The following is a 16,906-nucleotide window of genomic DNA, read 5'->3' on the forward strand; positions in this document are numbered from 1 at the left end:
TTGTGAGTGTTGTGCAAGCGCTGAAGCAAATGAGACGCCAAGCCACCACGGCACGCGCCCTACAATGTCGCAAATTTAGCGCATTTCCCTTCGCCGCTTGGTTTTCATAACAGCAACAACAAAAGCTAGGTGGTGGGGAGGTGCTTTTTGCCGGCGCTGCCATGTGGTGGCGCGAGAAGAGTCCGCCCCGTGGGCGGCAAGCAGTGAAACAGTTTTAACTTCTGGAGTCTTGCTATGTCACATCTTTTCAACCCTACGGACCTTGTCGTTCCATTCGAGCTTTTGCGAATGACAGATGTCGAATCTGTGGGAGGCAAAAACGCGAGTTTGGGGGAGATGATTTCTCACCTGCCCAACGGCGTCAAAGTGCCTACGGGCTTTGCCACCACCGCACATGCGTTTCGCGAGTTTCTGAAGTATGGGGACTTGGCCAACAAGATCAACGCCAAGTTGGCTAGCCTGAATACCGAAGATGTGCGCGCCTTGGCCCAAGTAGGCGCAGAGATCCGTGCATTGGTTGAGGTGCAACCTTTCCCGCCAGCGCTGGAAAAAGGCATTCGCGAAGCGTTTGCAACCCTGAGTGCTGACAACGCGGATGCTACGTTTGCCGTGCGGTCCTCTGCAACGGCGGAAGACTTGCCTGACGCGTCCTTTGCCGGCCAACAAGAAACATTCTTGAACGTGCACGGAATTGAAGACATCTTGCACAAAATTCGCGAGGTTTTTGCTTCCTTGTACAACGACCGCGCCATTAGCTACCGGGTCCACCAAGGCTTTGCCCACGAGCATGTGGCCTTGAGCGCCGGCATTCAACGCATGGTGCGCTCGGACTTGGGCGCCGCTGGTGTCTTGTTTACCATTGACACGGAGTCGGGCTTTTCTGATGTGGTGTTCATTACCTCTAGCTACGGTTTGGGGGAAACCGTGGTACAGGGGGCAGTCAATCCCGATGAGTTCTATGTGCACAAGCCCATGTTGCGGGCCGGCAAGCGGGCGGTGATTCGCCGCAACCTAGGCTCCAAGCTGATCCAAATGCAGTTCACCACGGCGGAAGAAAAGGCTGCGAGCGGTAAGTTGGTCAAGACCGTAGATGTGCCAACCGAACTACGCAACCGTTATTCTTTGACTGAGGCAGAGGTGGAACAGCTCGCCCACTACGCGCTGGTGATCGAGCAGCACTACGGCCGGCCTATGGATATTGAGTGGGGCAAAGACGGGATAGACGGGCAACTTTATATTTTGCAAGCGCGCCCTGAAACGGTGAAAAGCCAAGCAGGCAACTCCGCCGAGTTCCGTTACAAGCTCAAAGGCAAAGGCGCGGTACTGGTGGAGGGGCGCGCCATTGGACAAAAAATCGGCACAGGGCCGGTACGCATCGTGCACAACATCAGCGAGATGGACACGGTGCAGGCAGGCGACATCTTGGTCACCGACATGACAGATCCCAACTGGGAACCTGTGATGAAGCGCGCTTCTGCCATCGTCACCAACCGGGGTGGACGCACCTGCCATGCGGCCATCATTGCGCGCGAACTGGGCATACCCGCTGTGGTTGGCTGCGGCCATGCCACGGAGGCACTGAAAGACGGCATGCTGGTTACCGTGAGCTGTGCCGAAGGTGACACGGGCTTTATCTATGACGGCCTCTTGGAAACCGAGGTGTCCGAGGTGCAGCGCGGTGTCATGCCTGAAATCCCCGTCAAGATCATGATGAATGTGGGCAATCCCCAGTTGGCGTTTGACTTCTGCCAGTTGCCCAATGAAGGTGTGGGTTTGGCCCGCTTGGAGTTCATCATCAACAACAACATTGGCGTGCATCCCAAAGCAATTTTGGATTACCCCAATGTGGACGCTGATCTGAAAAAAGCCGTGGAATCTGTCGCGCGTGGCCATGCATCGCCGAGAGCGTTTTATGTGGACCGCGTAGCGGAGGGCATAGCCACCATCGCTGCTGCGTTTTGGCCCAAGCCCGTGATCGTGCGCTTGTCTGACTTCAAGAGCAATGAGTACCGCAAGTTGATTGGGGGAAGCCGCTACGAGCCGGAAGAAGAAAACCCCATGCTGGGATTTCGCGGTGCGGCGCGGTACATCAGTGCTGACTTCGGTGAGGCCTTTGCGATGGAGTGCGAGGCCCTGAAACGTGTGCGCAATGACATGGGGCTGACCAATGTGCAGGTCATGGTGCCGTTTGTGCGCACCTTAGGCCAAGCCCAAAAGGTTACCGAGTTGTTGGCTCGCCACGGCTTGCGCCGTGGTGATGCCGAACTCAAACTGATCATGATGTGTGAGATTCCGAGCAATGCCATTTTGGCGGACCAGTTCTTGGAGTTCTTTGATGGTTTCTCCATTGGGTCTAACGACTTGACCCAGTTGACCTTGGGCTTGGACCGTGATTCCGGCCTAGAGGTGCTGGCAGCGGATTTCGACGAGCGCGACCCCGCGGTGAAGGCTTTGATCAGCTTAGCCATTGCGGCTTGCAGGCGGCAGGGTAAATACGTGGGTATTTGCGGACAGGGCCCTAGCGACCATCCAGACTTCGCCAAGTGGCTTGAGGATGAAGGGATTTCGTCGATTTCCTTGAACCCGGACTCGGTCATCTCTACCTGGCAACAACTCTCAGTTAAATGAGTGCCGTAGCCGTCACGCCCTCGTGGCGGCTACACGCTTGCCTGCTGGGTGTGTGGTTTGCCGTGTCCTTTGGCACGGCTTTCTTCGCACGTGATTTGCAGTTTTTAGTGGCAGGCTGGCCGTTTGCGTTTTGGATGACTGCCCAGGGCGCAGTACTGGTATTTGTGGGCATTGTGGTGGCCTTTGCGTGGGTTGCTAATCGACGCGATACAACCCCTCTTGGCTTTGACCTCGTGACCTACACCCATAGCAAGCAAAAGCTGCACCGTCGCTTTGTAGCTTATGTGGCTGGACTGCTGATTTTCTTGTTGGCGCTGGCCTTTGCCGAGCGCTTGGGGCTGGCGCGCCACTGGATCGCGGCCATCTTTCTGACCTCCACACTGCTGTTGTATGCATTGATTGGGATATACGGACGCACGTCTGATGCGTCCGAGTACTACGTGGCGGGGCGGCGCATACCAGCGTTCTATAACGGCATGGCAACTGCCGCAGACTGGATGAGCGCAGCCTCGTTCATTAGTCTTGCGGGCGGTCTCTATCTACAAGGATTTTCTGGTAGCGAAGCGCAACCTGGCGGACTTGCCTATGTTTTAGGGTGGACTGGGGGCTTTTGCTTGGTGGCGCTGCTCGTTGCCCCCTATCTGCGCGGCATGGGCTTGTATACCGTGCCCGAGTATTTTGATATGCGGTTTGGTGGTCGCTGGCCCCGCTTGATTGCCGCAGGCGCAGCCATCCTTTGCTCATTTACTTACGTCGTCGCCCAAATTTACGGTGTGGGCCTGATCACCTCGCGTTTGACAGGTGTGCATTTTGAGATCGGAATTTTGTTGGGCTTGGGCGGCGTGCTGGTTTGCTCATTTTTGGGCGGCATGCGGGCAGTGACATGGACCCAAGTAACCCAATACGTCATCATCATTTTGGCGTTTCTTATTCCGGTGTCTTGGCTTGCCTACAAGCAAATTGGGAATCCTTTTGCCCCATTGGTCTACGGCCAGCAGTTGGAGAAAATTGCTGTGTTGGAGCAGCAGCTTTTGAAATCGCCTGCTGAGCAAGCGGTGATGGCGGAGTACGCCAGACGGGCCAAAGAATTCGAGACGAAATTGCTCGATGTGGATGCTGCCTTGCTCAACCACCGCCAAGAGCTGCGTGCCAAGTTGCTGGCTTTGGGTGACCAAAAGGCAGATGACGCCCATGCGGTGGCCTTGCGCCGTGAACTGGCAGCAGTGCCCAAAGACTCTGCTACTGCGCGTGAATTGTGGACGCGCGCGCGCGCGGACAACCTAGAGCGTGCGCAACCCCTCGGTGGCTTGCCTTTGCACTCACTTCCATATGCGGGAGACCCTACAGGTGATGCGCAAGCCAAGCAGGCGTTCGATACTTCACGTCTGAACTTCTTAGCGCTTATGTTCTGCCTGATGGCCGGCACTGCAGGTTTGCCACATGTGTTGACCCGTTACTACACCACGCCCTCCGTGGCTGAGACGCGGAACTCTGTCGCTTGGTCCTTGGTGTTCATCGCCTTGTTGTACTTGTCAGCGCCAGCTTTGGCGGTTTTGGTCAAGTACGAAGTAATGGCCCATCTCGTGGGGCAGCCCTTTGACAATTTGCCTGCTTGGATATCACAGTGGTCGAAAGACGCTGCTCTCTTATCCGTAGCCGATGTCAACGGGGACCACGTCTTGCAGTTTGCAGAAATCAAAGTGGGCGCAGATTTTGTGATGTTGGCCTCGCCAGAGATTGGTGGTTTGCCTTATGTAGTGTCCATGTTAGTGGCTGCAGGGGGACTTGCGGCCGCTTTGTCAACGGCTGATGGACTCTTGCTCACGATTGGCAATGCCTTGGCAAGGGATGCGTTTTCGGCTCAAGGCAGCAGTAAAGCGCAAGACATGCGTCGCGTGATGTGGTCTAAATTTGCCTTGCTGGTAGTGGCATTGATGGCGGCTTACGCCGCTGCGCAAAAACCTGCTGGGATATTGCATTTGGTGACAGCATCATTCTCGCTGGCAGCCGCGGGACTGGTGCCGGTGATGGTTTTGGGAATTTTTTGGAAGGGCACGACGCACGCAGGTGCGATAAGCGGAATGCTGAGTGGCCTCGGCATCACGGTGCTGTACATGGCGATCAACAACCCAACGCTACGCTCATACATGGGCTTGGAGGGGCGGGGATTGTGGTGGGGTATTCAGCCGATGTCTGCTGGGGTTTTTGGGTTCGCGTTTGGGACAGTTGTGACCATTGTGGTGAGCTGCGCAAGTGGCAGAAAACGGGCGAACGGGATTCTTGCGTAAAGTCCCTGCTTGGGGTTATAATCTTGGGCTTCGCCTTGCTGCACCTCAATTAGACGCTGAGGGCGGCTTTTCCTACCCGAGTTTGGGTTACCCATAAGGAGTATCAATGCGTCACTACGAAATCATTCTCATGATCCATCCGGATCAGAGCGAACAAGTTCCTGCAATGCTGGAGCGCTACAAGGGCATGATCACCGCTGGCGGTGGTAAGGTTCACCGTGTTGAAGACTGGGGACGCCGTCAATTGGTGTACATGATCAACAAGCTGGCTAAAGCCCATTACTTGTGCGTCAACATCGAAGCTGACCAAGCTGTGATGTCTGAGTTGGAACACGCATTCAAATTCAATGACGCAGTGCTGCGCCATTTGACAGTGTTGAAGAAGAAGGCTGAAACAGGCCCATCTTCCATGATGAAGACGGTTGAGCGTGAAGATGCACGTAAGACCCAACAGGCTGAATACCAAGCCTAAGTCGGGTTTTGTCTACGGGAGTTGGTACGAATTTGCTGCTGCTGACAGCGCGTGTTGAAGAGCGAGACGCACTGAGATACACGCCAGCTGGCATTCCCGCCCTTAGTTTGCGACTCGATCATGAGTCACAAGCCCAAGAGCTTGGGGAGCCAAGGCAAGTAAAGGCATCTATCAAGGCTATTGCTTTTGGATCGCTGGCAGAAAGACTTGGGCAACAAGCTTTAGGCAGTGAATGGAAGTTCAGTGGCTTTGTTGCTAACCCTCGAAATGGCAAGCACGTTGTGTTTCACATTCAAGAATTCAGTCCCATTTAGTTTAAGGAGGCCCTCATGGCCACATTTAAAAAATTCAACAAAGACAAGCGCCCAAAGCGCCCAGCGCAAAATCTGTTGTTCAAGCGCAAGCGTTTCTGCCGCTTCACCGTGACCGGTGTGGAAGAGATCGACTACAAAGACATCGACACATTGCGTGACTTCATCGCTGAAAACGGCAAGATCATTCCTGCGCGTTTGACCGGCACACGCGCAATTTTCCAGCGCCAATTGAACACCGCTATCAAGCGCGCTCGCTTCTTGGCGATGTTGCCTTACAGCGACCAGCACAAGATCTAAGGAGTAACAACCATGCAAATTATTCTGCTCGAAAAGGTTGTGAACCTTGGCGACCTCGGTGAAATCGTTCGTGTTAAAGACGGTTACGCCCGCAACTTTTTGATCCCTTACGGCCGTGCACGTCGTGCAACTGAAGCTGCTAAGGCAGCTTTTGAAGCCAAGCGTGCTGAGTTGGAAAAAGCTGCAGCGGTTAAGCTGGCCGAAGCACAAGCTCAAGGCGCTAAGCTGGGCGGTACAACCATCAAGTTGACGCAAAAGGCTGGCGTGGATGGTCGTTTGTTCGGTTCCGTGACCAATGCTGACGTCGCTGAAGAACTGACAAAGACAGGCTACAAAGTGGCTAAGTCCCAAGTTCGTATGCCTAATGGCGCTATTAAAGTGACTGGCGACAGCACTGTGAGCGTTTCTTTGCATACTGATGTGGTGGTCGAAATCACTGTATCTGTTTACGGCGAAACTGCTTAATTCATCGTGTTTCAGTGAGGCTGGTGTGAGAACGCCAGTCTTGATTTGAAATACAAAAGCCGCTTAGGTCTAGGCCCAAGCGGCTTTTGTATTTTTGGCGTGGGCTTATACCGCGAACTGCACAGCTTACCCACAGTTTGATGGAAAGTTGTCCCCAGGCTCGTCGTTTCACTGACCCAAGCAAAGTGCCTAGCGGTATTCATTTGTTCCAAGGAAAACGTATGACCGACGATCTCTCGCTACCCGCTGACTTCGGCCAAGACAGGCAGATCGCACAGCTGCGCATACCCCCGCACTCCATCGAGGGCGAGTCCAGCGTATTAGGCGGACTGTTGCTGGACAATTCAGCCTGGGACAGGGTTGGAGATCTCCTGAATGACGATGATTTCTACCGCTACGAGCACAAGCTGATTTATTCAGGTATCAAAATCTTGGTGAACGCGGGAAAACCCGCCGATGTGATTACCGTGTTTGAGCACATGCAAAGCCAAGGCAAGGCTGAGGATGTGGGGGGCTTGGCTTATCTCAATGCGTTGGCGCAGTATGTGCCTAGTGCGAGCAATATTCGCCGCTACGCTGAAATCGTGCGTGACCGTTCTTTGTTGCGCAAGTTGGTCAGTGCCAGTGATGAGATCGCCACTAATGCATTCAACCCCAAGGGTCGGCCCGTGTCAGACATTGTCGACGAGTCAGAACGTAAGATCTTCGAAATTGGTGAACAAGGTAAGCGCAACAGCCAAGGCTTTCAGGGCTTGGATACGCTGGTGGTTGATTTGTTGGACCGAGTCCAAGAGATGGCGGACAACCCCAACGATGTGACCGGCGTGCCGACCGGTTTCTATGACTTTGACCGCATGACGGCTGGCCTGCAGGCCGGTGACCTGATCGTATTGGCCGCTCGCCCTTCTATGGGAAAAACCGCTTTGGCGATCAATATTGCGGAGCACGTGGCATTGAATGAAGGCTTGCCTGTGGCGATTTTCTCGATGGAGATGGGGGCCGCGCAGTTGGCAGTGCGTATTGTGGGTTCCATTGGCCGTATTGACCAAGGCCATTTGCGTACGGGCAAGTTGTCGGACGAAGAATGGCCACGTCTGTCAGAAGCCATTGAGCGTTTGCGTGTGATTTCTTTGCATATCGACGAAAGTGCGGGCTTAACTTCGAGTGAGCTGCGTGCCAACGCACGTCGCCTTGCGCGGCAGTGCGGGAAGTTGGGGTTGATCGTGGTCGACTACCTGCAACTGATGAGCGGCACCGGAGGCGATGGAGAGAATCGCGCGACCGAACTGGGCGAAATTTCCCGGGGATTGAAGATGCTGGCCCGTGAGTTGCAGTGTCCCGTTATCGCCCTGTCGCAGTTAAACCGAAGCGTGGAGCAACGCCCCGATAAACGCCCCATGATGAGCGACTTGCGTGAGTCGGGCGCTATCGAGCAGGATGCGGACATCATCATGTTCATTTACCGGGACGAGTACTACACCAAGGACCAGTGCAAGGAACCAGGTGTCGCAGAGGTCATTATTGCCAAGCAGCGTAACGGCCCAACGGGCACCGTCAAACTGGCTTTCATGCGCCAATTTACCAAGTTCGAAAACTTGGCCAGTGGCGGTGGTGGTGACTACTAAAAAGTGCCGCTAACGCAAGTGTATGTTGCGTTAGCAGCTACTTTTTTTATAGCACTTCGCTGGCAAAATCCGCCAGGCGAGAACGTTCGCCGCGTGCCAAAGTAATGTGGCCGCCATGTGGCCACCCTTTAAAGCGATCCACTGCGTAGGTGAGTCCCGAAGATCCCTCGGTGAGGTAGGGGGTGTCGATCTGTGCCAAGTTGCCCATGCAAATAATCTTGGTTCCAGGGCCTGCGCGCGTGATAAGTGTCTTCATTTGCTTAGGCGTCAAGTTTTGCGCCTCGTCAATGATCACGTATTTGTTCAAGAAGGTGCGACCGCGCATGAAGTTCATGCTCTTGATCTTGATCCGGCTGCGGATCAGTTCATTGGTGGCAGCGCGGCCCCATTCGCCTGCACTGGTATCCGTTTTCCCAAGTACTTCAAGGTTGTCGTCTAAAGCGCCCATCCAAGGGCCCATTTTCTCTTCCTCAGTTCCAGGAAGGAAGCCTATGTCTTCACCCACACTGACCGTCGCGCGGGTCACAATGATTTCGGTATAGCGTCTATCGTCCAGCACCTGTGTGAGACCCGACGCCAATGCCAGCAATGTTTTACCAGTGCCTGCGGTTCCCGAGAGTGTGACAAAGTCGACTTCTGGGTCCATCAGCAAGTTCATCGCAAAGTTCTGCTCACGGTTGCGAGTCGTGACGCCCCAAACCGCATTCTTTAGGTGGGTGAAGTCGCGCAAGGTTTTGAGAACTGCGGTGGAGCCGCGTATTTCTGTAACACGGGCGTATAGGCTAGGCTCACCCGGAGTTTCAAAATAGACAAACTGGTTGATCATCAGGCTGGGGACCAAGGGGCCAGTGATTTTGTAGAAGGTGTTTTGGCCCTGTTGCCAACTCTCAATCGACTGGCCATGGGTGTTCCAAAAATCAGCAGGCAAGGCCAAGGCCCCAGCGTAGAGCAAATCTCCGTCTTCCAGTGTTTTGTCGTTTTGGTAGTCTTCTGCCGCTAAACCTAAAGCACGCGCTTTGACGCGCATATTGATGTCTTTGGACACCAAGACGACCTCACGGGGGGCAAATTTGGCTCTGAGTGCTTCTACTACCCCCAATATCTGGTTGTCAGCCTTGCCCTGTGGCAGGCTGGTTGGCAGCTTATAGTCCAGAGGCTGCGTCTGGAATAAAAGCTTGCCACGGGCATCTTTGTGGCCAGTGCTGTTGAGGACAAATCCGGCCGTGATGTCAGCGCCAGGGGTTCCCGCCAACGCATCCAGCGTTCGACTGGTTTGGCGCGCGTTTCGTGCCACCTCTGTCATGCCTTTCTTGTGGCCGTCTAGTTCCTCCAAAACAATCATTGGCAGGTAGATGTCATGCTCTTCAAAGCGGAATAGACACATCGGGTCATGCATGAGTACATTGGTGTCCAGTACAAAGAGCTTTGTGGGCCCATTGCGCTTGGTCTTTTTGCTACTCACCCCAGCGACAGGAGAGGGTGCCTTGTAAGGCGTTGTTAGGATTTTTGCATCCGCAGGCACTTTTTGCGTTGGGGCCTCCACTGCTTGGCGTTGCACCGTCGGCGTCTTGCGTGCCGGAGTCCCTGTGCCAACTGTCTGTGGGTGTTGGGCGATTGAAGAACTGTCGGCAAGTGCAGGCCTCTTCGCGGGGCGGGTACTCTTCTTTGCGACTTTCTCTTCAAAGGCTTTTGCGGGGAGTTGATCGGCGCGTTTGGTCGGAGCAGTAGGCAAGGGCATTGATAGAGGCTCGTAGAAAGATTATGGGAGGAATCTAATTTCAAAAGCAAAAAAGCCGCCTTGAACCAAGGCGGCTTTGTGTGGGAACGCGGTTGCGTATTTAACCTGCATGTAGCCCATTATGCATGAGCTTTTGTGACAGCTGGCGCTGTGCCGACTGCCATTGCAGTGGCGCTTTAGGCCGCTTTTTTGAGCCCCTTAACGGCCGTGAGTACGTCGTCTACGTGACCAGGGACTTTGAGTCCGCGCCACTCTTCTTTCAAGACGCCATCGGCGCCAATCAAGAACGTACTGCGTTCAATACCTTTGACCTTTTTGCCGTACATGATCTTGTTCTTTACAACACCAAACATGTGACACATTTTTTCTTCAGTGTCCGCAATCAACTCAAACGGGAGTTCGAGCTTGGCTTTGAACTCGTCGTGAGACTTCATGTTGTCACGAGAGACACCGTACACAGTGGCCCCAGCTTTGACAAAATCTTTGTAACGATCCCGGAACTGCATAGCCTCCGTGGTGCAGCCGGGCGTGTTATCTTTTGGATAAAAATACAAAACCATGACTTTTCCGGCATGATTGGTATTGCTTACTTTGACGCCATTGGTGGCGTTTGCTTCGAATTCGGGAAGAGGCTTGTTGACAACGATCGCCATAGGGTGTTTCAGTCTCGTGTGCTGGATGTGTCAATCTAAGAGGAGGGTATTGATAAGTGACAGATATCAACCACCCTCGACAACAACCCGTGATTTTACTCTGAAAACGACCAAGCCCATTCTTGGGGTTAGCCCGATTCACAAAAGCAGGGCAGCAACCACCTTTCGCCCTTCACTCGCTAAAAAGTTATAGGTCCTGCACGCTGCCTGTGTGTCCATCGTTTCTACACCAATGCGCTTGGCGTACAAAGCCTGCAGCCAAACAGGGCGGGCAAACCTGATGGTTGCGCCGCTCCCAAACAGAATCATCTCGGCATCCATCATCGCCAGCTGTTCAAAATGGTGTGGGGTCAGTGCGTCAAAGCTGTTGCAGTCCCATGCTTGGCAACCAGTGGCAGCACTGATGATGATGCTGGAGTGGTACTGCTCACCGTTCACAGCCACCCACCCTGACCCATAGGCAGTAATTGATGGGCCTTGAATGGCATCGGGCTGGAGTTTCATGGTGCGGGGCTTTGCTGTTGGGTGTTGCACCGCACTAGAAGCGCGCGGAACTGTGGTCAAATTATAGGTTTCACCCTGTCATGCTGACTCTCGGAGGGACTTTGAGAACCATTCAGAAATCTGCCAAGCTGGCCAATGTGCTGTACGACGTGCGTGGGCCGATTGTGGACGCCGCCCGCAAGATGGAAGATGAGGGCCAGAAAATCATCAAGCTCAACATTGGCAACCTAGCGCCGTTCGGCTTTGATGCTCCCGAGGAAATTCAGCAGGACATGATTCGCAACCTGCCCAATTCGGCAGGTTATAGCGACAGCAAAGGTATTTTCTCTGCCCGCAAGGCGGTCATGCACTACACACAGCAGCAGGGCATCAAGGGCGTTACGCTAGATGACATTTATCTAGGCAACGGTGCCAGTGAGCTCATTGTGATGGCCGCCAATGCCCTGCTGGACAACGGCGACGAGTTGCTAGTGCCTTCGCCGGACTATCCCTTGTGGACGGCGGCCACCAGTCTGTCGGGTGGAACGCCTGTGCATTACCACTGCGACGAGGGCAACGGTTGGCAGCCCGACTTGGCCGATATTCGTGCCAAGATCACGCCCAAGACCAAGGGCATTGTGGTCATCAACCCCAACAACCCGACGGGTGTGTTGTATACGACTGAAGTACTCAAGGGCATCATTGACCTCGCTCGTGAGTTCGAACTGGTGATCCTTGCTGACGAGGTGTACGACAAGGTGTTGTACGAAGACGTGAAGCACACGGCGATGGCCAGCCTGTCGAGCGATGTGCTCACGCTTACCTTCAATTCATTGTCCAAAGCTTATCGCTCCTGCGGCTACCGTGCAGGGTGGATGGTGCTCTCTGGCCCCAAGCACATTGCCACGGACTTTATTGAAGGCCTGAACATGCTGGCCAACCTGAAGCTGGGCTCCAACGTACCTGGCCAATACGCAGTGCAGACGGCACTGGGGGGCTACCAAAGCATTCTCGACCTGACCCGCGAAGGCGGGCGCTTGCGCCGTCAGCGCGATCTGGCTTACGAACTGATTACCGCTATCCCCGGTGTGAGTTGCGTCAAGCCACAGGCCGCCTTGTACATGTTTCCGAAGCTGGACCCCAAGGTGTATCCCATTGAGGACGACCGCCAGTTCTTCTTGGAACTACTGCGTGAAACGCGGGTGATGTTGGTGCAAGGCACGGGCTTTAACTGGCCCAATCCAGACCATTTCCGCATTGTGTTCTTGCCGCACGAAGATGATTTGCGCGAAGCGATTGGCCGCATTGCGAGCTTTTTGGAAAGCTATCGCAAGCGCTCTGCGTAAGCCCTTATGTAATCGTTGTATTTGTTGATTTGCTATTTCTTTTTATAGCTGTCTGCGCAATATCCATAAGCATGACAGCGACATTTGACCTCGAAAAATTATGAAACCCATACAAGTTGGCCTGATGGGCTTTGGCACAGTTGGCACCGGCGTGTTCAATGTGCTGCAACGCAACCAAGCAGAAATCAAGCGTCGCGCTGGCCGTGGCATTGAAGTGAGCATGGTCTCGCGCCGCAATACGGCGCTGGCGCAAGAGGTGGTGGGCGACCGCGCGACCGTAGTGGCAGATGCCCGCGCCATCATCGCCAACCCCGACATTGACATCGTGGTCGAACTGATTGGTGGCTACGACCTCGCCAAAGAGCTGGTGTTAGAGGCTATTGCCGCGGGTAAACATGTGGTCACTGCCAATAAAGCGCTGTTGGCCGTGCATGGCACCGAAATTTTTGCCGCTGCGTCTGCTAAGGGTGTGATGGTAGCTTTTGAAGCTGCCGTGGCGGGTGGCATACCCATCATCAAGTCTTTGCGCGAAGGGCTGACCGCCAATCGCATCCAATGGATTGCCGGCATCATCAATGGCACCACCAACTTCATCTTGTCCGAAATGCGCGACAAGGGCTTGGACTTTGAGGTGGTGCTCAAAGAAGCGCAGCGCCTGGGTTACGCAGAAGCCGATCCCACCTTTGACATTGAAGGTGTAGACGCCGCGCACAAGCTCACCTTGATGTCGGCCATTGCATTTGGCGTGCCCGTGCAGTTTGACAAAGCGCACATCGAAGGGATTACCAAACTCAGCTCCGTCGACATCAAGTACGCGGAGCAACTGGGCTACCGCATCAAGCTCTTGGGCATAACCAAGCGCACACCGAAAGGCATTGAACTGCGTGTGCACCCCTGTTTGATTCCGGCCAAGCGCTTGATTGCCAATGTCGAGGGCGCAATGAACGCCGTAGTCGTCAATGGCGATGCAGTGGGCACCACCCTGTACTACGGCAAGGGCGCGGGCTCTGAGCCCACCGGCAGCGCGGTGATTGCTGATTTGGTGGACATCACCCGCCTGCACACGGCAGATGCTGCCCAGCGCGTGCCGCATTTGGCGTTTCAACCTGATGCCATGAGCGACACCCCTGTATTGCCCATGGGCGATGTGGTGACCAGCTACTACCTGCGTTTGCGCGTGGCCGACGAGGCCGGCGTGCTCGCACGGGTCACTGGCATCTTGGCAGAAGCGGGCATCAGCATTGACGCTGTGCTGCAGCGGGAGGCCGATGAGGTGGGCGGCGAAGGGTCTACCCAAACCGATCTCATCATCCTGACCCACGACTGCGCAGAAGCCAAAATGGACGCTGCCATTGCCCAGATGCAAGCACTGCCCACGGTGCTGCAATCCATCACCCGTATTCGCAAGGAAGAGTTGGCCTGATGAAATACCTCTCCACCCGCGGCAACCCAGACCGCAAGCGCTTTTGTGAAATATTGCTAGAGGGCTTGGCGCCTGACGGCGGCCTGTATTTGCCTGAGACTTACCCGCAGGTGAGCGACAGCACACTCACGGCTTGGCGCAAGATCTACCACGAGCAGGGCTACGCCGCTTTGGCGTTTGAAGTCTTGAGCCTGTATATCGACGACATCCCGGCCGATGACCTGCGCGCACTGTGCGCCAAGACCTACACGGCGGAGGTGTTTGGCACCGGTGAAATCGTGCCTTTGCGCCACTTGGAAGACGCGCATGCGGGCCACGCCCCCGTGTTCTTGGAAGCCTTGTCCAACGGCCCGACGTTGGCGTTCAAAGACATGGCCATGCAGCTCTTGGGCAACTTGTTTGAGTACGAGTTGGCACGCCGGGGCGAAGAGCTCAACATCTTCGGCGCCACCAGCGGCGACACCGGTAGCGCGGCCGAATACGCCATGCGTGGCAAGAAAGGCGTGCGCGTCTTTATGACCAGCCCGCATGAACGTATGAGTGCGTTCCAGCAAGCGCAGATGTTCAGCCTGATGGATGCCAACATCTACAACATTGCGATCAAAGGCGTGTTTGACGATTGCCAAGACTTGGTCAAGGCCGTGAGCAATGACCTGGACTTCAAACGCAAGTACAAAATTGGCACGGTCAACTCCATCAACTGGGCGCGCTTGCTGGCCCAGGTGGTGTACTACTTTGCGGGTTACATCCAAGCTACTGAGCAAGCCCCCACGCTCGGCACTGGCGTGTCCTCGCTGCCCCCCGAGGGAGCGCAAACCGCCTTGGGGCGGCCCGGCGGCGGTCTATCCAATGCGCAAAAGGTGAGCTTCACTGTACCGAGCGGTAACTTTGGCAACGTCTGCGCAGGCCATGTGGCGCGCATGATGGGACTGCCCATCGACAAATTGGTGGTGGCCACCAATGAAAACGATGTGCTCGACGAGTTCTTCCGTACCGGTGTGTACCGTGTACGCGGTAGCGCGGATACGCATGAGACCTCCAGCCCCTCGATGGACATCTCCAAAGCAAGCAACTTTGAACGCTTTGTGTTCGATTTGCTGGGCCGTGATGGCGCGCGGGTCAAAGCCTTGTTTGGTGAAGCGCTGTCCAAGACGGGCAAATTCGACCTCAGCGCCGACCCCGCCTTTGCCAAGGCAGCCGCCCAATATGGTTTTGTCAGCGGCAAGAGCACCCACGCCAACCGCTTGGACACGATTCGCGACACCTGGGCTCGCCATGAAGTACTGATCGACACCCACACGGCCGATGGACTGAAGGTTGCCAAAGAGCATTTGACGCCGAGCATCCCCATGGTGGTGCTGGAAACCGCGCTGCCCATCAAGTTTGCTGCAACCATCGTAGAGGCCTTGGGGCGTGAGCCCGAGCGCCCTGCCAAGTTTGATGGCATCGAAGCCTTGCCCAAGCGCGTGCTGGTGATGGATGCCGACGTGGCTGCGGTGAAAGCGCTGATTGCCACAGAGTGCGGCTACTGAGCCTTACCGTTGGCTGGTTGTCAGTGTCACGCCTAGGTGTACTTTTTGGGTAAATTGGGCTGCTGCGCGCATGTGTGTTGCGCAAGCAGCTATTGAATTCGTAGCGCAGAGTTTTTGATCTGAGACCATGACACCTACAGCACGTCCTGCTTTGCAATCCCTAGACGCCGCATTAGAGAGCTTGTTGGCGCAGGCTATGCCACTGGATGGCCCAGAGCGTGTGCCCACACTGCAGGCCGATGGCCGTGTACTGGCTGAAGATGTCGTCTCCGCCTTGCATGTACCGCCCATGGACAACAGCGCCATGGATGGTTATGCGATGCGTTGCGCCGATGTGCTTGCAGCGGGCACGGTGCTGCCTGTGTCACAACGTATTGCCGCTGGTGCGGTGGGCATGCAGTTGGCCGTTGGCACTGCTGCCCGTATCTTTACGGGTGCGCCTATTCCGCCTGGCGCTGACGCCGTAGTGATGCAGGAAGAATGCACCGCACTGCCCGGCGCGATTGGTGATGACGCGGCCCGAGTGCAATTGAATGTGCTGCCTAAGCTTGGGCAAGCCATTCGCAGGGCGGGGGAGGATGTGGCCCGAGGGCAAACTGTGCTTGCGCGCGGCATGCGCTTAGGGCCTGCCGAGTTGGGCCTCGCCGCAGGCATTGGGCGCGCCGATTTGTTAGTGGCTCGCAAGCCGCGGGTGGCCTTGTTTTCTACCGGAGATGAGTTGGTCATGCCCGGCACAGTCGCACCTGAAGACATGCCGCCAGGCGCCATCTACAACTCCAACCGGTTTTTCTTGAATACCTTGCTCACCCGCATAGGATGCGAGGTGCGCGATATGGGCATCGTGCCTGACGACCGTGCGGCCACGGAGGCAGCGTTGCGCGAAGCGGCTGCTTCCAGCGACTTGATTTTGACCAGCGGCGGGGTGTCGGTGGGTGAGGAAGACCATATCAAGCCCGCCGTGCAGGCCTTGGGCCGCTTGGACCTGTGGCAAATCGCAATCAAGCCCGGCAAACCGTTTGCCTACGGGCAAGTCGGTGCTGCTCACTTTGTGGGGCTGCCTGGTAACCCGGTGTCGAGCTATGTCACGTTTTTGGTGTTGGTGCGGCCATTTCTATTGCGGCTGCAAGGTATGCAAGATGTTGCTATGAAAACGGTAGCTGCTCGCGCAGACTTTGCTTGGCCTAGAGCCGATAAGCGGCAAGAGTTCCTGCGTGTACGCCGCAATGCGCAAGGCGGTCTAGACCTGTTTGCCAACCAAGGTTCTGGTGTTTTGACCTCTGCCGTATGGGGCGATGGCTTGGTGAACCACCCCGCAGGCAAGACCATCGCCGCGGGTGACATGGTGCAGTACATCTCTTTTGCGGAGCTGTTGGCGTGAAGGTGCAACTCAAGTATTTCGCATCTATCCGCGAGGCCATGGCCACTTCAGGTGAAGTTTGGCTCACCGAATCCACCACTTTGGCTGCTCTGCGCGATGAACTCGCCGCCAGAGACCATGCGGGCGCCCCCGCGTTTGCACGTGGCCGGCCGGTGCGCATTGCCCAAAATCAAGTGATGTGTGCCGAAACCGCAGCCGTCCAAGACGGCGCCGAGATTGCATTTTTCCCACCAGTCACAGGGGGGTGACCCCGGTGGCCACTGC

The 16,906-nt window shown here is 55.5% G+C and carries 15 protein-coding genes; 12 read left to right on the forward strand and 3 right to left on the reverse strand.

All coding sequences use genetic code 11. The annotated features are described in order from the left end of the window. The first annotated feature begins 234 nt into the window (after window positions 1–234). From ppsA to dnaB, 7 genes are all read left to right on the forward strand, one after another. Window positions 235–2,628 (forward strand): phosphoenolpyruvate synthase, encoded by a 2,394-nt coding sequence (gene ppsA / locus EXZ61_RS08520; protein ID WP_142810905.1) that lies wholly within the window; start codon window positions 235–237, stop codon window positions 2,626–2,628. Next, the gene (locus tag EXZ61_RS08525) at window positions 2,625–4,916 is read left to right on the forward strand and encodes a VC_2705 family sodium/solute symporter (protein ID WP_142810908.1); all 2,292 of its coding nucleotides are present in this window, start codon (window positions 2,625–2,627) and stop codon (window positions 4,914–4,916) included. The genes ppsA and EXZ61_RS08525 overlap by 4 nt, the downstream gene beginning before the upstream one ends. Before the next feature lie 106 nt (window positions 4,917–5,022). Further along, window positions 5,023–5,388 (forward strand): 30S ribosomal protein S6, encoded by a 366-nt coding sequence (gene rpsF, locus EXZ61_RS08530; RefSeq protein ID WP_142810909.1) that lies wholly within the window; start codon window positions 5,023–5,025, stop codon window positions 5,386–5,388. Window positions 5,389–5,426: 38 nt separating this feature from the next. Then, window positions 5,427–5,702 (forward strand): primosomal replication protein N, encoded by a 276-nt coding sequence (gene priB / locus EXZ61_RS08535; RefSeq protein WP_142814170.1) that lies wholly within the window; start codon window positions 5,427–5,429, stop codon window positions 5,700–5,702. 15 nt (window positions 5,703–5,717) lie between these two features. Then, window positions 5,718–5,999 carry a 30S ribosomal protein S18 gene (rpsR, locus tag EXZ61_RS08540; protein ID WP_142810912.1) on the forward strand — a complete coding sequence of 94 codons (282 nt, stop codon included), beginning with the start codon at window positions 5,718–5,720 and terminating at the stop codon, window positions 5,997–5,999. A 12-nt stretch (window positions 6,000–6,011) separates the two neighbouring features. Beyond that, window positions 6,012–6,464, forward strand: a complete 453-nt coding sequence (gene rplI / locus EXZ61_RS08545; protein WP_142810914.1) for a 50S ribosomal protein L9 — start codon at window positions 6,012–6,014, stop codon at window positions 6,462–6,464. A 221-nt stretch (window positions 6,465–6,685) separates the two neighbouring features. After that, window positions 6,686–8,089: a replicative DNA helicase gene (dnaB, locus tag EXZ61_RS08550; protein ID WP_142810916.1), complete on the forward strand. Its 1,404-nt coding sequence runs from the start codon at window positions 6,686–6,688 to the stop codon at window positions 8,087–8,089. A gap of 46 nt (window positions 8,090–8,135) precedes the next feature. Here dnaB and EXZ61_RS08555 read toward each other — a convergent pair whose 3' ends face one another. From EXZ61_RS08555 to EXZ61_RS08565, 3 genes are all read right to left on the reverse strand, one after another. Continuing rightward, window positions 8,136–9,827 carry a PhoH family protein gene (locus EXZ61_RS08555; RefSeq protein ID WP_142810918.1) on the reverse strand — a complete coding sequence of 564 codons (1,692 nt, stop codon included), beginning with the start codon at window positions 9,825–9,827 and terminating at the stop codon, window positions 8,136–8,138. A 176-nt stretch (window positions 9,828–10,003) separates the two neighbouring features. Beyond that, window positions 10,004–10,480, reverse strand: coding sequence for a peroxiredoxin (locus EXZ61_RS08560; RefSeq protein ID WP_142810920.1), 477 nt, complete (start codon window positions 10,478–10,480; stop codon window positions 10,004–10,006). 138 nt (window positions 10,481–10,618) lie between these two features. Next, on the reverse strand, window positions 10,619–10,984 hold the full coding sequence (locus EXZ61_RS08565; RefSeq protein ID WP_142810922.1) for an Mth938-like domain-containing protein: 366 nt from the start codon (window positions 10,982–10,984) through the stop codon (window positions 10,619–10,621). A gap of 101 nt (window positions 10,985–11,085) precedes the next feature. Between EXZ61_RS08565 and EXZ61_RS08570 the strand changes: the two genes are divergently transcribed. From EXZ61_RS08570 to EXZ61_RS08590, 5 genes are all read left to right on the forward strand, one after another. Then, a complete protein-coding gene (locus EXZ61_RS08570) occupies window positions 11,086–12,309 on the forward strand; it encodes a pyridoxal phosphate-dependent aminotransferase (protein ID WP_142810924.1) in 1,224 nt (407 codons plus the stop codon). Window positions 12,310–12,409: 100 nt separating this feature from the next. Then, complete coding sequence (locus tag EXZ61_RS08575) at window positions 12,410–13,732, forward strand: homoserine dehydrogenase (RefSeq protein WP_142810926.1); 1,323 nt, start codon at window positions 12,410–12,412, stop codon at window positions 13,730–13,732. Beyond that, on the forward strand, window positions 13,732–15,264 hold the full coding sequence (locus EXZ61_RS08580) for a threonine synthase (RefSeq protein ID WP_142810928.1): 1,533 nt from the start codon (window positions 13,732–13,734) through the stop codon (window positions 15,262–15,264). Before EXZ61_RS08575 ends, EXZ61_RS08580 begins: the two co-directional genes overlap by 1 nt. 127 nt (window positions 15,265–15,391) lie before the next feature. After that, on the forward strand, window positions 15,392–16,642 hold the full coding sequence (locus EXZ61_RS08585) for a molybdopterin molybdotransferase MoeA (protein WP_142810930.1): 1,251 nt from the start codon (window positions 15,392–15,394) through the stop codon (window positions 16,640–16,642). After that, a complete protein-coding gene (locus EXZ61_RS08590; RefSeq protein WP_142810931.1) occupies window positions 16,639–16,890 on the forward strand; it encodes a MoaD/ThiS family protein in 252 nt (83 codons plus the stop codon). Before EXZ61_RS08585 ends, EXZ61_RS08590 begins: the two co-directional genes overlap by 4 nt. Window positions 16,891–16,906: the final 16 nt, after the last annotated feature.

Origin of the sequence: Rhodoferax aquaticus, assembly GCF_006974105.1 — a bacterium.
Classification (GTDB): Bacteria; Pseudomonadota; Gammaproteobacteria; order Burkholderiales; family Burkholderiaceae_C; genus Allorhodoferax; species Allorhodoferax aquaticus_A.

What these genes read in the sequence shown, in the direction of transcription:
- ppsA (WP_142810905.1), top strand. Translation starts at nt 235, where the DNA reads ATGTCACATCTTTTCAACCCTACGGACCTTGTCGTTCCATTCGAGCTT.
- EXZ61_RS08525 (WP_142810908.1), top strand. Translation starts at nt 2,625, where the DNA reads ATGAGTGCCGTAGCCGTCACGCCCTCGTGGCGGCTACACGCTTGCCTG.
- rpsF (WP_142810909.1), top strand. Translation starts at nt 5,023, where the DNA reads ATGCGTCACTACGAAATCATTCTCATGATCCATCCGGATCAGAGCGAA.
- rpsR (WP_142810912.1), top strand. Translation starts at nt 5,718, where the DNA reads ATGGCCACATTTAAAAAATTCAACAAAGACAAGCGCCCAAAGCGCCCA.
- rplI (WP_142810914.1), top strand. Translation starts at nt 6,012, where the DNA reads ATGCAAATTATTCTGCTCGAAAAGGTTGTGAACCTTGGCGACCTCGGT.
- dnaB (WP_142810916.1), top strand. Translation starts at nt 6,686, where the DNA reads ATGACCGACGATCTCTCGCTACCCGCTGACTTCGGCCAAGACAGGCAG.
- EXZ61_RS08555 (WP_142810918.1), bottom strand. Translation starts at nt 9,827, where the DNA reads ATGCCCTTGCCTACTGCTCCGACCAAACGCGCCGATCAACTCCCCGCA.
- EXZ61_RS08560 (WP_142810920.1), bottom strand. Translation starts at nt 10,480, where the DNA reads ATGGCGATCGTTGTCAACAAGCCTCTTCCCGAATTCGAAGCAAACGCC.
- EXZ61_RS08565 (WP_142810922.1), bottom strand. Translation starts at nt 10,984, where the DNA reads ATGAAACTCCAGCCCGATGCCATTCAAGGCCCATCAATTACTGCCTAT.
- EXZ61_RS08575 (WP_142810926.1), top strand. Translation starts at nt 12,410, where the DNA reads ATGAAACCCATACAAGTTGGCCTGATGGGCTTTGGCACAGTTGGCACC.
- EXZ61_RS08580 (WP_142810928.1), top strand. Translation starts at nt 13,732, where the DNA reads ATGAAATACCTCTCCACCCGCGGCAACCCAGACCGCAAGCGCTTTTGT.
- EXZ61_RS08585 (WP_142810930.1), top strand. Translation starts at nt 15,392, where the DNA reads ATGACACCTACAGCACGTCCTGCTTTGCAATCCCTAGACGCCGCATTA.